At 53.9% G+C, this 13577-nt stretch carries 14 protein-coding genes; 13 read left to right on the plus strand and 1 reads right to left on the minus strand.

Annotation, left to right across the window (positions count from 1 at the left end; genetic code table 11):
* Positions 1-38 precede the first annotated feature (38 nt).
* The 7 genes from fabF to ptsG all read left to right on the plus strand — a co-directional run bounded on the left by fabF (position 39) and on the right by ptsG (position 7463).
* Entirely contained in the window at positions 39-1280 is a 1242-nt protein-coding gene (gene fabF, locus AB8809_RS09765) for a beta-ketoacyl-ACP synthase II (RefSeq protein WP_181844733.1), read from the plus strand.
* A 128-nt stretch (positions 1281-1408) separates the two neighbouring features.
* A complete protein-coding gene (pabC, locus tag AB8809_RS09770; protein ID WP_349856099.1) occupies positions 1409-2206 on the plus strand; it encodes an aminodeoxychorismate lyase in 798 nt (265 codons plus the stop codon).
* Between the two features lie 14 nt (positions 2207-2220).
* Positions 2221-3240, plus strand: coding sequence for an endolytic transglycosylase MltG (gene mltG, locus AB8809_RS09775; protein WP_349856098.1), 1020 nt, complete (start codon positions 2221-2223; stop codon positions 3238-3240).
* Positions 3230-3889 (plus strand): dTMP kinase, encoded by a 660-nt coding sequence (gene tmk / locus AB8809_RS09780; protein ID WP_349856097.1) that lies wholly within the window; start codon positions 3230-3232, stop codon positions 3887-3889. The genes mltG and tmk overlap by 11 nt, the downstream gene beginning before the upstream one ends.
* Complete coding sequence (holB, locus tag AB8809_RS09785) at positions 3889-4899, plus strand: DNA polymerase III subunit delta' (RefSeq protein ID WP_349856096.1); 1011 nt, start codon at positions 3889-3891, stop codon at positions 4897-4899. Before tmk ends, holB begins: the two co-directional genes overlap by 1 nt.
* Before the next feature lie 19 nt (positions 4900-4918).
* The gene (locus AB8809_RS09790) at positions 4919-5716 is read left to right on the plus strand and encodes a metal-dependent hydrolase (protein ID WP_015840706.1); all 798 of its coding nucleotides are present in this window, start codon (positions 4919-4921) and stop codon (positions 5714-5716) included.
* 313 nt (positions 5717-6029) lie between these two features.
* Positions 6030-7463, plus strand: coding sequence for a PTS glucose transporter subunit IIBC (gene ptsG / locus AB8809_RS09795; protein ID WP_349856095.1), 1434 nt, complete (start codon positions 6030-6032; stop codon positions 7461-7463).
* Between the two features lie 59 nt (positions 7464-7522).
* Here the strand turns inward: ptsG and AB8809_RS09800 are convergent, their stop codons facing one another.
* Complete coding sequence (locus tag AB8809_RS09800) at positions 7523-8320, minus strand: helix-turn-helix transcriptional regulator (protein WP_349856094.1); 798 nt, start codon at positions 8318-8320, stop codon at positions 7523-7525.
* Between the two features lie 123 nt (positions 8321-8443).
* Here AB8809_RS09800 and AB8809_RS09805 point away from each other — a divergent pair, with 123 nt between their 5' ends.
* From AB8809_RS09805 to nagZ, 6 genes are all read left to right on the plus strand, one after another.
* The gene (locus AB8809_RS09805) at positions 8444-9898 is read left to right on the plus strand and encodes an MFS transporter (RefSeq protein ID WP_349856093.1); all 1455 of its coding nucleotides are present in this window, start codon (positions 8444-8446) and stop codon (positions 9896-9898) included.
* Between the two features lie 228 nt (positions 9899-10126).
* A complete protein-coding gene (gene hinT, locus AB8809_RS09810) occupies positions 10127-10477 on the plus strand; it encodes a purine nucleoside phosphoramidase (protein ID WP_010276226.1) in 351 nt (116 codons plus the stop codon).
* Between the two features lie 84 nt (positions 10478-10561).
* On the plus strand, positions 10562-10942 hold the full coding sequence (locus tag AB8809_RS09815; protein WP_181828800.1) for a YcfL family protein: 381 nt from the start codon (positions 10562-10564) through the stop codon (positions 10940-10942).
* Positions 10943-10963: 21 nt separating this feature from the next.
* Positions 10964-11545: a penicillin-binding protein activator LpoB gene (gene lpoB, locus AB8809_RS09820; RefSeq protein WP_015840701.1), complete on the plus strand. Its 582-nt coding sequence runs from the start codon at positions 10964-10966 to the stop codon at positions 11543-11545.
* Entirely contained in the window at positions 11526-12419 is an 894-nt protein-coding gene (thiK, locus tag AB8809_RS09825) for a thiamine kinase (protein ID WP_349856269.1), read from the plus strand. The genes lpoB and thiK overlap by 20 nt, the downstream gene beginning before the upstream one ends.
* Positions 12420-12482: 63 nt before the next feature.
* Positions 12483-13502 carry a beta-N-acetylhexosaminidase gene (nagZ, locus tag AB8809_RS09830; protein ID WP_349856092.1) on the plus strand — a complete coding sequence of 340 codons (1020 nt, stop codon included), beginning with the start codon at positions 12483-12485 and terminating at the stop codon, positions 13500-13502.
* Positions 13503-13577 lie beyond the last annotated feature (75 nt).

The raw sequence follows: 13577 nt of genomic DNA on the forward strand, positions 1-13577 counted from the left end.
TCCCGCAGTGTCTTTTTTTCCCTCCCTGGAGGATAAGCGTGTCTAAGCGTCGAGTAGTTGTGACCGGACTGGGCATGTTATCTCCTGTCGGCAATACAGTTGAGTCTACCTGGAGTGCTCTTCTTGCCGGTCAGAGTGGTATCAGCCTGATCGACCATTTCGATACTAGTGCCTATGCAACGCGTTTTGCTGGCTTAGTAAAGGATTTTAATTCTGAGGAATTCATTTCGCGTAAAGAAGCTCGCAAGATGGATGCCTTTATTCAATACGGTGTTGCTGCTGGCGTTCAGGCTATGCAGGATGCCGGTTTGGAAGTAACGGAAGAGAACGCACCGCGTATCGGCGCAGCGATTGGTTCCGGCATCGGCGGTCTGGGTCTTATTGAAGAGAACCACACAGCGCTGGTGAACGGTGGCCCACGTAAAATCAGTCCGTTCTTCGTGCCGTCAACCATCGTCAACATGGTGGCTGGGCATCTTACTATCATGTATGGACTGCGTGGCCCGAGCATCTCCATTGCTACAGCCTGTACGTCTGGCGTGCATAATATTGGTCATGCCGCTCGCATTATTGCTTACAACGATGCGGATGTGATGTTGGCCGGCGGTGCAGAAAAAGCCAGTACGCCATTAGGCGTTGGTGGATTCGGCGCTGCTCGTGCGTTGTCTACACGCAATGACGATCCTCAGGCGGCAAGCCGTCCGTGGGATAAAGATCGTGATGGTTTTGTGCTGGGTGACGGTGCTGGCATCATGGTGCTGGAAGAGTATGAACACGCGAAAAAGCGCGGTGCGAAAATCTATGCAGAAGTTGTTGGATTTGGCATGAGCAGCGATGCGTATCATATGACGTCTCCGCCGGAGAACGGTTCAGGTGCAGCACTGGCGATGGAAAACGCCCTGCGTGATGCGGGTGTGTCAACGAACCAGATCGGCTATATCAATGCGCATGGCACTTCTACGCCTGCAGGTGATAAGGCTGAAACACAGGCTGTGAAATCCGTGTTTGGTGCGGATGCTAGCAGCGTACTGGTTAGCTCGACAAAATCCATGACGGGTCACTTGCTCGGTGCGGCAGGCGCAGTGGAGTCAATTTTCAGTATTCTTGCTCTGCGCGATCAAGCCGTTCCGCCAACGCTCAATCTGGATAACCCAGATGAAGGCTGCGATCTGGATTTCGTGCCGCATGAAGCGCGCCAGGTTAGCAATATGGAATATGTATTGTGTAACTCTTTCGGCTTCGGCGGAACCAACGGTTCTCTGATCTTCCGTAAGATTTGATCGCAATAGTGTTTTTAAAAAACCCGGTTTCCGGGTTTTTTTTTGCCTGCATAAAATCAGACACACCTGCTTGTCTGCAACGCAGCTTTACTGGCAAGCTGACGATGATAAATGATGCGGAGCTTATTATGCTGTGGATTAATGGCCAGTTACAGGAACAGCTCTCGGTGCTCGATCGGGCGACACAGTATGGTGACGGCTGCTTTACGACAGCCAGAGTCAGTGCTGGAGAGGTTGTCTGGTTGGATCGACATATCGTGCGCCTGCAACAGGCCGCGACACGCCTGTTATTTCCACTTGTTGACTGGGAAGGCCTGATTGCAGAAATGAAACTGGCAGCGCAGAGGCGGGCGGACGGCGTAGTGAAAGTGATGCTAACGCGCGGTGCTGGCGGGCGTGGCTATAGTCCCCAAGGCTGCATGCAGCCAACCCGGATCGTCATGCAGGCAGGCTATCCTGCGCACTATGCCGATTGGCGCGAACAAGGGATTAGCCTGAATCTTAGCCCGGTGACGCTAGCTAAAAATCCACTGTTGGCGGGCATAAAACATCTGAATCGTCTTGAGCAGGTGCTGATTCGAGCGCATCTTGACCAGACATCAGCCGATGAGACCCTCGTGCTTGACACTTCCGGTGCGCTAGTGGAATGCTGTGCCGCTAATTTATTCTGGCGCAAAGGAAATCATGTCTATACGCCGGATGTATCTCAGTCTGGTGTAGATGGCGTTGCCCGACAGCATATTATTGCCTCGCTGGCAGGTTCTGACTTCGATCTACAGATCGTCAGTGAACCTGTGGCTGCATTGGCCGATGCGGATGAGGTGCTGGTTTGTAATGCATTAATGCCGATAGTCCCCGTGAATCAGGCGCATGTCTGGCGTTACCACTCCCGAGAGCTTTATCGATTCCTGAGTTCTGACTGCTAGTAGATGGTTGATTTATGAAGAAAAAGAAAATTGGTTTGCTGATTATCGCTGCCGTTGTGCTGATGTTGTTGGTAGCGTGGCAGAAAATGCAGCGTTTTGCTGGTTCTCCACTGGCTATCGAAAAGGAAACTATTTTTACGCTTCCGGCCGGTACGGGAAGAGAAGGGCTGGAAACGCTGCTGCTCGATCAGAAAATTATTACGGATGGCGTATTTTTTCCGTGGCTGCTGCGTCTTGAGCCTGAGTTGGCTAAATTCAAAGCGGGTACGTATCGCTTTACTACGGGAATGACCGTCCGTGAGATGCTGGCATTACTGTCCAGCGGAAAGGAAGCACAATTCTCCATCCGTTTTGTCGAGGGTTCACGCCTGAAAGAATGGCTAACCACGTTGCAACAGGCACCCTATATTAAGCATACACTGTCCGATAAAACTGAACAGGACATCGCAGTGCTGTTGGAAATCAAAGATAAGGCAAACCCGGAAGGCTGGTTTTATCCTGATACCTACGCCTACACGGCGGGTACGAGCGACAGTACTTTGTTGCAGCGTGCGCATCAGCGTATGAAAAAAACGGTGGATGAAGTATGGAAAGGGCGTGAAGAAGGGTTACCGTATAAAACGCCAGACGAGTTGCTGACGATGGCGTCAATCATTGAAAAGGAAACGGCGATCAATGAAGAACGTACGCAGGTTGCTTCCGTTTTTATCAATCGGTTACGGCTCGGCATGCGCTTGCAAACCGACCCCACGGTGATTTATGGCATGGGCGATGACTATAAAGGCGTGATAACCCGTAAAGCATTAGACACACCGACGCCGTACAATACCTATGTTATTTCCGGTTTGCCGCCGACGCCAATCACGATGCCGGGAAAAGCCTCATTAGATGCGGCAGCGCACCCAGCCAAAACGTCGTACCTGTATTTTGTGGCAGATGGAAAAGGCGGACACAGTTTTACCACTAACCTTGCAGACCACAATCGTGCTGTGAGGGTATACCGCTCAGCGTTAAAGGAACGGGATGAACAGTAAATTTATCGTCATTGAAGGGTTGGAAGGCGCAGGGAAGACCACCGCGCGTCATATCGTGGTGGAAACGCTGCGGTTGCATGGCGTGAAAGAGGTGGTTTTCACGCGAGAACCCGGTGGCACGCCGCTGGCAGAGAAGCTACGTGAGCTTATCAAGCAAGGTATGACCGATGAGAAGGTCACCGATAAAGCGGAAGTCCTAATGCTGTACGCCGCCAGAGTTCAACTGGTGGATAATGTAATCAAACCCGCTCTGGCTGACGGACAATGGGTTATCGGCGATCGTCACGATCTTTCTTCACAGGCTTATCAGGGCGGTGGACGTGGGATCGATCAGCAACTGCTGCGTTCACTGCGCGATACCGTGCTGGGCGATTTTCGCCCTGACCTGACGCTCTATCTGGATTTGCCGCCAGCTATTGGTTTGCAGCGCGCGCGCGCGCGCGGCGAACTGGATCGGATTGAGCAGGAATCGCTGGCTTTCTTTGAACGCACTCGCTCCCGTTATCAGGAGTTGGCAGCGGAGGATGACAGCATCCTGACGATCGATGCTTCACAATCGATTGATGCCGTTAGTGCGGATATTCAGGCAGCGCTACAGCAGTGGTTGCAGCAACAAGGGTTGCAACCTGTCGCGCAGGAGCCGCGCTGATGGAGTGGTATCCGTGGCTGAATGCATCCTATCGGCAGCTCATCGGTCAGTATCAGGCGGGCAGGGGTCATCATGCGGTGTTATTGCATGCGCTGCCGGGTATGGGCGATGAATCGCTGATTTATGCACTGAGTCGCTGGCTGATCTGCCAGCGGCCTGATGGCATGAAAAGCTGCGGCCACTGTCACTCCTGCAACCTGATGACAGCGGGAACGCATCCAGACTGGCATGTGCTGAGTCCTGAGAAAGGCAAGCAGAGTTTGGGTGTCGATCCGGTGCGTGACGTCGTGGAAAAAGTGTATCAACACGCCCGACAAGGCGGAGCAAAAGTGATCTGGCTGTCTGCCGCAGAGCAACTGACAGAAGCGGCCGCGAATGCGCTACTAAAAACGCTGGAAGAACCGCCACAGAATACCTTCTTTTTATTTGGCTGCCGCGAACCGGCCAGGCTGCTGGCAACGTTGCGCAGCCGTTGTCTGTATCACTATCTGGATGTCCCGACTGAGACGCAAAGCGTGCTGTGGCTGAATGCCCGCCATCGCCATGACGGTAAGGCGTTGCGCACGGCATTGAGACTGCAATCGGGCGCGCCATTAGCCGCCGAAGCGTTATTGCAACCAGAGCAGTGGAAGCAGCGTAGCGGGCTGTGTCAGGCATTTTCTGCCGCGCTGACTTCACGGGATCAGCTCTCGTTGATTCCGCAACTGAATCATGACGATGCAGATACCCGCATTCACTGGTTGACCGTGCTACTGTTGGATGCCATGAAATGGCAGCGGGGGGCGAGCGAGCATTTGGTGAATCAGGATCAGATCGAACTGGTTGAGCGTCTGGCGCGTGAACCCTCCGTGCATTTGCAGTATGAGCTGCAACAGTGGCTGGTTTGTCGGCAAAAATTGCTAACCGTTACGGGCGTAAATCGTGAGTTGCTGCTGACAGAACGCCTGCTTGATGGGGAACGTACGTTTGCTTCGTCGGTTAAGCGCGACAGCCATCCTTTTTCTGTTTAATTATTATCGAGTAAATATCATGTTGTTAGTGGATTCCCACTGTCACCTTGACGGTCTGGATTATCAGTCATTGCATAAAGATGTCTCCGATGTTCTGGAGAAAGCGAAACGTCGCGATGTCGGCTTCCTGTTGGCCGTGGCAACTACGCTGCCCGGTTACCGTGCCATGGTAGAGTTAATCGGCGAGCGCGATAATGTGGCGTTTTCCTGCGGCGTTCATCCGCTAAATCAGGAAGCCCCTTATGATTATGCCGAGCTGCGCGAGCTAGCCAGCGCCAGTCGCGTGGTGGCGATGGGGGAAACGGGGCTGGACTATTTCTACCAGCAGGAGACGAAAACCCAACAGCAAGAATCGTTTCGCGAACATATTCGTATTGGCAATGACTTGAACAAACCGGTCATCGTGCATACGCGTGCCGCCCGTGAAGATACGCTGGCTATTCTGCGTGACGAACACGCGGAGAAATGCAGCGGCGTGCTGCACTGTTTTACGGAAGATTTGGCGACGGCAAAGTCTTTGCTGGATATGGGGTTTTATATCTCGTTTTCTGGCATCGTGACGTTCCGTAATGCCGAGGAATTGCGTGATGTCGCGCGTTACGTGCCGCTGGATCGGATGCTGATTGAGACGGATTCCCCTTGGTTAGCGCCGGTTCCATTCCGTGGTCAGGAAAACCAACCTGCGTATGTACGTGATGTTGCGGAATATCTTGCCGTAGTGAAAGGCACATCGCTGGAAACCCTCGCTGCCGCCACGACAGAAAACTTCTCCCGCCTGTTTCACATCGATCCGACTCGGTTGACCGCTGCGCAATAGTGGCTGAGAATAGCCGAGTTTTTTTTACCCGTGTAATTAATAGCACTGCATAATCCCTCTGATTAGGTTTTTCCTCTTCAGGGGGACGTGTTTTTTAGCGATATATCACAGAAAAGTGCAATATCTGTTCGAACTCAGCCTGTTGGCTTGTGGAAACGTGATAGCAATCAAACATTGTGACCGCTATTTATTTTACTCTGCGTAAAAATTAAAGGGGGCTAAGACACCCCAACTCGCAAAGGCCATCCTCCCCGTCTTTGCTTATATGAAGTATCAGAAGTAAAAGCACTATTACTCAGGAGCACACTCAATTATGTTCAAGAATGCATTCGCAAACCTGCAAAAAGTAGGTAAGTCGCTAATGCTGCCCGTATCCGTACTCCCTATCGCAGGTATTCTGCTGGGTGTCGGTTCGGCCAATTTTAGCTGGTTGCCTGGAATTGTCTCCAGCGTCATGGCGCAGGCCGGTGACTCGGTGTTTGCCAACATGCCGCTGATTTTTGCTATTGGTGTTGCCCTGGGCTTCACCAATAACGACGGTGTTTCCGCACTGGCGGCGGTGGTAGCTTATGGCATCATGGTAAAAACCATGGCTGCGATTGCACCGCTGGTTCTTAATCTACCGGCTGCCGAGATTACTGCGAAGCACCTGGCGGATACCGGTGTTCTGGGCGGGATCATTGCCGGTGCGATTGCCGCGTATATGTTTAATCGCTTCTACCGCATTCAACTGCCTGAGTATCTGGGTTTCTTTGCCGGTAAACGTTTTGTGCCGATTATTTCCGGCCTGACGGCGATCGTTACTGGTGCGGTGTTGTCTTTCATATGGCCACCGGTCGGTAGCGCTATCCAAACGTTTTCACATTGGGCTGCGAATGAGAACCCGATGTTGGCATTCGGTATCTATGGGGTCGTTGAACGTTCTCTGGTGCCGTTTGGTCTGCACCATATCTGGAACGTACCTTTCCAAATGCAGGTTGGTGAATTCACCAATGCCGCGGGACAGGTTTTCCACGGTGATATCCCACGTTACATCGCTGGTGACCCGACTGCGGGTAAATTGTCTGGTGGTTTCCTGTTTAAAATGTACGGTTTGCCGGCTGCAGCTATCGCTATCTGGCACTCTGCTAAGCCAGAAAACCGCGCGAAAGTGGGCGGTATCATGATCTCTGCGGCGCTGACCTCGTTCCTGACGGGTATCACTGAGCCAATTGAGTTCTCATTCATGTTTGTTGCGCCAATCCTGTATGTGATCCATGCGATTCTGGCGGGTCTGGCGTTCCCAATCTGTATCCTGCTGGGTATGCGTGATGGGACTAGCTTCTCTCACGGTCTGATCGACTTCGTGGTACTGAGCGGTAACGGTAGCAACCTGTGGCTGTTCCCGATTGTGGGTCTGTGCTATGCGCTGATTTACTACACCATCTTCCGCGTTCTGATTGCGAAACTGAACCTGAAAACGCCAGGCCGTGAAGATAGCTCTTCTGAGCAAGCGTCACAGGACAGCACTGAAATGGCTGCCGCACTGGTTAGCGCGTTTGGTGGTAAAGAAAACATCACTAACCTGGATGCGTGCATCACCCGTCTGCGCGTTAGCGTAGGCGATGTGGCTAAAGTTGATCAGGCTGGCCTGAAAAAACTGGGCGCAGCAGGTGTGGTTGTGGCAGGTTCCGGTGTTCAGGCCATTTTCGGTACCAAATCCGATAACCTGAAAACCGATATGGACGACTACATCCGTAACCACTGATGCGTTGTTGGGGAGTGATAAAAAGGGGCGAAAGCCCCTTTTTTATGGTCAGAACCGTCTTATTCCTCTTCCTGAGACTGACGGGCGTAAACCACCAGACGTAGATGGCGATCCTCATCGATGGTTAGCGAAGTATGTTCGAAAACTTCAGCCTTGCCGTCGATCATCAGTTGCCGCACGCCGCTACATGGGGCGTGTACCTCATGCTGCCGCCACCACGTTTTGAAATCTGGCGATACCCGCTCCAGCTCGTCCATCAGTTCATGAATGTCTGCTTCCTGCGTCGCACGTGCGAAATCGCGGCGAAAACTCGACAGCATCTGCGGAGCCTGTTGCTCCCAGCCGATGAATCGCTCATGCAGTAACGGGTTGGTGAACAAGAGCCAGAGCAGATTACGTCTTTCGGAAGGATGGGCATCGAAGCTGAAAAGCTGATTTGCCGGTTCATTGAAGGTCAACACATCCCAGCGCAGGTTGAGGATATAGGCCGGATGCGGAGCCAGATCGTGCATTAGACGCCGTACCAGCGGTGGCACGACGCACCACGTCTTACCCGGTTCGGCCGGTGGTCGCTCATGCGCCAGCAGGAACAGATGGCGACGTTCAGCGGCATCGAGTTTTAGCACCCGTGCCAGGCTGTCCAGAAATGCTGCCGACACACCGATATCGCGTCCCTGTTCGAGCCAGGTGTACCACGTCAGGCCAACGCCAGCCAATGCCGCCACTTCTTCGCGTCTTAACCCCGGCGTGCGCCGTCTTCCTCCGCTAGGCAAGCCCACGTCGGCGGGTGACACCCGTTCACGGCGCGCGCGCAAAAATGCAGCCAGATCATGGCGAGTTCTTTCCAATGTTCGCATCGTTTACCGCATTGCTTTTAGTAATAGCATAAGTGGTTAAATTGTAATTGTTTAAAAAGGATTTGAGAATGGCGGCGTCATTATTTTCGATACGCAACTTCTCGATATGCAAGGAGACACAAGATGAACTCAAATTATCGCGCGTCGGCATTGCCTGCGCCAGCCGTCAACAGCCCGCCGTGGCTTGGCCTCTCTGTGCTGCTGATGGCCGGTTTTGTCACGATCTTCGATCTGTTCGTGGTCAATGTCGCTATTCCCAGCATGCAGGCCGATCTGGGTGCTAGCTTCGCGCAAATCGGTTTCATCGTAGCGGGTTATGAACTGGCTTTCGGCGTACTGCTGATTACGGGTGGGCGGCTGGGGGATGTATTTGGTCGACGCAGCCTGTTTGTGGTGGGCATGGCCGGGTTTACGCTTGCCTCTGCGCTGTGTGGTCTAGCGCCCAGTGCGGGGTTTCTGATCGGTGCTCGCATCTTACAGGGACTGGCGGCCGCTTTACTGTTTCCACAGGTTTATGCCTCTATCCGCGTCAATTTCGACGGTGACGATAGCCGCCGTGCCTTCGGTCTGCTGGGCATGACGCTAGGGCTCGCCGCTATCGCGGGTCAGATACTGGGAGGATGGCTGGTGCATGCCAATCTGTTTGGGTTGGGCTGGCGCAGTATCTTTCTTATCAATGTACCGATTGGCCTGCTTGCTATCGCCGCGGCACGATTTATCCCTGAGTCTCGGACGCCGCAGCGCCCTTCGCTGGACTGGATGGGTGTGGCGTTGATCAGCGTTGGGCTGACGCTGCTGCTGGTGCCGCTGATTGAAGGGCCGGGACAAGGGTGGCCAGAATGGAGCCTGTGGATGTTGACCACAGCAACGCTCTTGTTAGCGATGTTTTACCGTCAGCAGGAACGTCGACAGCGAGCGGGGCATCTTCCGCTGGTGGATATGCGTCTGCTCGTACAGCGCCGTTTCCTGCTGGGTGTGTCGCTGGTGCTGCTGGTGTATTCCACATCCAGCTCATTTTTCCTGTGTTTTGCTTTGCTGGTGCAAACAGGGCTGGGACTTGATCCTTTCCTTGCCGGAAGTATTTTCGCGCCGTGCAGCGTGGGTTTCGTTCTGGCATCGCTGGCTGCACCTCGTCTGGTTGCTCGCTGGGGCACGGTTACTATCGTCGTGGGGGCGCTGGTTTATGCTGTCTCGATCGGCCTGTTGATTATGCAGGTGCAGCTAGCGGGGGCCGATCTGGTGGCCGTTCGGCTGATCCCTGTGTTGGTGGTGGTAGGGGCAGGTCAGGGCTTCATCATGACGCCGCTGTTAAATCTGGTGTTGGGATTTGTGGATGAGGCTCAGGCGGGTATGGCATCGGGCGTGATCTCGACGGTTCAGCAGGTTGGGGCGGCGTTGGGTGTGGCCGTGGTGGGCATCCTGTTTGGTACTGCACTGGCGACAGGCGATGACGCAGTTGCACAAGCGGGTCAATACGTTTCAGCCTTTGTGGCGGGAATGCTCTACAACCTGATTGCTGCGCTGCTGGTCTGCATCCTGTTGCTGATGCTGGTGAGAACGCAGCGGTCATTCGGTTGATGGGAAGGCGCACACACGAATTTTCGATGGATGATGCGAAATCCTGATCGCAGGGGCGATAGTGTCGCTGTTTTCGGGAGAAGGCGGGCGTATTTCTGGTTTTTACTGGGAGTCGTATTTTGACCACCCGCACCAGAAATAGACGAAGAAGGTTGAAAGAAATGGAATATGTCACTCATACTGCCTACATGACGTCGTTCAATGCCAGCTTTAACAAGGAAATCAATCATGGCTGAAGAAACCATCTTTAGTAAAATCATCCGCCGGGAAATCCCTGCCGATATCGTGTATCAAGATGAACTGGTCACCGCCTTCCGTGACATTGCTCCTCGCACACCCACTCACATCCTGATTATTCCGAATGTCTTGATCCCTACCGTTAACGATACGGCGCCGGAGCATGAAGCGGCACTGGGACGGATGGTGACGGTTGCGGGCAAAATTGCGCAGCAGGAAGGTATTGCCGAGGACGGCTATCGTCTGATAATTAACTGCAACCGACACGGCGGGCAGGAAGTTTACCACATCCACATGCATCTGCTTGGTGGCCGCGCATTAGGGCCTTTGCTGGCAAACTAGATCTTATAGCACTAGATCCTATAGAACCAGGTTCGATGGTCATGGGTAGACTATCGTGCGAGAAAACCATCATGCGAGAACATCATGCGTAACCCGATGCTTTTTCTATCCGCGTGTTTGATCGCCGGACTGCTGGCGGGCTGTAGCGCGCCAAAGGTGCTGACCATCAATGAACGGCAAACGCTGGTATTGGATGCCCCCGTGCTGTCGGCGGGCATTACGGCAGGGAATCCGTCGCTGGATTCAGAAAAGGGTCGGCTGCGTGCTTCTTCCGTTGTCAGCAACGACGCCTCACAGGCGGTGACCGTACATTACCGTTTCTATTGGTATGATGAAAATGGGCTGGATGTGCTGCCGTTCGAAGACGTGCAGTCCATTGAACTCCCGCCACAGACGGAAATGACGGTGTTTTCAACGCGCAGTAGTCCCACTGCGCGCCAGGTTCGCCTTCATCTGTTTTTGTAATGGTGTGCAGAGAGAGAAAATATGAAAAAGTATCTAGGTGTGATACTGGCGGCATTGGTACTGACAGGGTGCCCCAGCCGCCCACCGGAACCGACTGAGCCGCCAGCGACGATTGAGCCCGTTGAGCCTCAAGTGCCAACCACGCCAACGCTACCGCCGGGTGAATCTGTACCGCAACCGCCGAAAATCCAGACGTTGAACTGGGAAGCCAGCATTAATCCGCTGGTGGCGCAGATGCTACAAGCCGATGGCGTCACACCGGGCAGCATCCTGCTGGTGGATAGTGTGAAAAACAACACTAACGGTTCATTGCCGATTGCGAAAGCGACAGGTGCGCTGTACAGCGCGTTATCTTCGGGCAAGGCGTTTACGCTGGTGCCGCGTGAGCAGTTGGCCGCCGCGAAACAAACGCTGGGTCTGTCGGTTGATGACAGTTTAGGGTCGCGCAGCAAGGCGATTGGCCTGGCGCGTTATGTCAGCGCACAGTATGTGCTGTATAGCGACGTCAGCGGCGATGTGAAATCGCCACAGATCGACATGCAACTGATGCTGGTGCAGACCGGTGAAATTGTATGGTCAGGCAATGGCGCCGTTCAGCATTAAGCAGGCAGGTATCCAGCAACAGCTGACGGCGGCGATCCAGAAGCATTTCCCCGCTGTAGAGATAGCGGATATTCGCTTTGAGTTGGTTGGTGGGCTAAGTAGTAAAAGCTGGCGCATTCGTGGCCCGGGTATCGAATGGCTTGCCCGTCGACAGTCGCCAACCGAGCGGAAGATGGGCGTCGATCGCCAGCGAGAGTTCTCCCTGCTGCGGCAGATGTCCGCGATAGGACTTGCGCCACGGCCGCTGCTGTGGCGCGACGACTGGCTGATTGTCGAGTGGGTGCCAGGGCGCATTGCCACATCTGATGAGTTCCTGATGATGCTGGCTAATGGCGAAGTGGCGCGTGTCTTGTCTCGGCTTCATCGCCTGCCGCGTAGCGGCCATCCTCTCGATATCAAAATGCTATTCGCTCAACACTGGCAACTGATGGATCCGCACCGTCGTTCGCCCGCGCTACTGCGCGCCCATCATTATTTTCAGCGAGCGCCATTGCCCACGCCTTTGGCGCTGGCGCCTCTCCATCTGGATGTGCATGCTGAAAACCTGCTAATCACGCCACAAGGAACGATGCTGATTGACTGGGAATATGCCTCAGATGGCGATATTGCCTTTGAACTGGCGTTCATTGTGCGAGCCAGCCAGATGGACAGTATGGCGCAAAGGTATTTTCTGCAGAGCTACCAGAGGCATCGGCGAGGGTTTTCCGTGAACCGCCTTCAGCAACAGATGAGGCAGTGGTTCCCTTGGGTCGATTATCTGGTATTGATGTGGTTCGAGATACGCTGGCAGCAAACGAAGAACCCCGAATTTTTAGCGGACATTCCCGCGCTCTATCATCGGCTACAATTGGGTCATCGGCTACAGCCAGACTGATGGTATAGCTTTTGTTGTCGTGGTCATTTTACTCAGCAGTACACTTTAAAGAATGAGGTTTTTGTGGGTCCGGTAATGTTAGATGTCGCCAGCTATGAGCTGGATGCGGAAGATCGTGAAGTGTTGGAACACCCGCTGGTTGGCGGCGTTATTCTGTTTACCCGCAATTTTCATGATGCGGCGCAGCTGCGTGAACTGGTGCGCCAAATCCGCGCGGCGTCGCGTGAACGTCTTGTAGTTTCCGTCGATCAGGAAGGCGGGCGCGTTCAGCGTTTTCGTGATGGATTTACTCGCCTGCCTGCCGCACAGGCCTTCGCGGCGTTAAATAGCGAACCAGAAGCTTTGCGTCTGGCGGAAGAGGGCGGCTGGCTGATGGCTGCAGAAATGATCTCGATGGATATCGACATTAGCTTTGCGCCGGTGCTGGATATCGGTCACCAAAGCGCGGCGATTGGCGAGCGCTCATTTCATGCTAATCCAGAGACCGCTTTGGCGGTGGCACAGAGCTTTATTCGCGGCATGCACAGTGCGGGAATGAAGGTGACAGGTAAGCACTTCCCCGGTCACGGTGCGGTCAGTGCCGATTCACATAAAGAAACGCCGCGCGATCCGCGTCCGCTTGCGGAGATTCGCGCACACGACATGCTGATTTTTAAAGCGCTGATCCAGCGTCAAGAGTTGGATGCGATCATGCCTGCCCATGTGATTTATACGGAGGCCGATCCGTGTCCGGCAAGTGGGTCGCCCTATTGGCTCAAAACGGTGTTGCGTGAAGAACTGGGTTTTGATGGCATTATTTTCTCCGACGATCTCTCGATGGAAGGTGCGGCGGTGATGGGCAGTTACCCCGAGCGGGCGCAGGCGGCATTGCAGGCGGGATGTGACATGATTCTGGTCTGTAATCATCGGGAAGGTGCGGTCAGCGTGCTGGATAACCTGTCCCCGGTCAAAGCGGAGCAACTGACGCGCTTATATCATCAGGGTTCGTTTTCTCGTCGGGAACTGCTGGATTCGCCGCGCTGGAAGCTGGCTAATCAAGCGCTCACATCACTCAGCGAGCGCTGGCAGGCGCATATACACTAAATAATTCGAGTTGCGTGAAGGCGGCAACTGCGCGAATCCCCAGGAGCTTACTTAGGTAAGTGACTGGGGTGAGTA

The organism is Pectobacterium aroidearum (genome assembly GCF_041228105.1).
Classification (GTDB): domain Bacteria; phylum Pseudomonadota; class Gammaproteobacteria; order Enterobacterales; family Enterobacteriaceae; genus Pectobacterium; species Pectobacterium aroidearum.

What these genes read in the sequence shown, in the direction of transcription:
- ptsG (WP_349856095.1), top strand. Translation starts at nt 6,030, where the DNA reads ATGTTCAAGAATGCATTCGCAAACCTGCAAAAAGTAGGTAAGTCGCTA.
- AB8809_RS09800 (WP_349856094.1), bottom strand. Translation starts at nt 8,320, where the DNA reads ATGCGAACATTGGAAAGAACTCGCCATGATCTGGCTGCATTTTTGCGC.
- AB8809_RS09790 (WP_015840706.1), top strand. Translation starts at nt 4,919, where the DNA reads ATGTTGTTAGTGGATTCCCACTGTCACCTTGACGGTCTGGATTATCAG.
- pabC (WP_349856099.1), top strand. Translation starts at nt 1,409, where the DNA reads ATGCTGTGGATTAATGGCCAGTTACAGGAACAGCTCTCGGTGCTCGAT.
- tmk (WP_349856097.1), top strand. Translation starts at nt 3,230, where the DNA reads ATGAACAGTAAATTTATCGTCATTGAAGGGTTGGAAGGCGCAGGGAAG.
- mltG (WP_349856098.1), top strand. Translation starts at nt 2,221, where the DNA reads ATGAAGAAAAAGAAAATTGGTTTGCTGATTATCGCTGCCGTTGTGCTG.
- AB8809_RS09815 (WP_181828800.1), top strand. Translation starts at nt 10,562, where the DNA reads ATGCGTAACCCGATGCTTTTTCTATCCGCGTGTTTGATCGCCGGACTG.
- thiK (WP_349856269.1), top strand. Translation starts at nt 11,526, where the DNA reads ATGGCGCCGTTCAGCATTAAGCAGGCAGGTATCCAGCAACAGCTGACG.
- holB (WP_349856096.1), top strand. Translation starts at nt 3,889, where the DNA reads ATGGAGTGGTATCCGTGGCTGAATGCATCCTATCGGCAGCTCATCGGT.
- hinT (WP_010276226.1), top strand. Translation starts at nt 10,127, where the DNA reads ATGGCTGAAGAAACCATCTTTAGTAAAATCATCCGCCGGGAAATCCCT.
- lpoB (WP_015840701.1), top strand. Translation starts at nt 10,964, where the DNA reads ATGAAAAAGTATCTAGGTGTGATACTGGCGGCATTGGTACTGACAGGG.
- AB8809_RS09805 (WP_349856093.1), top strand. Translation starts at nt 8,444, where the DNA reads ATGAACTCAAATTATCGCGCGTCGGCATTGCCTGCGCCAGCCGTCAAC.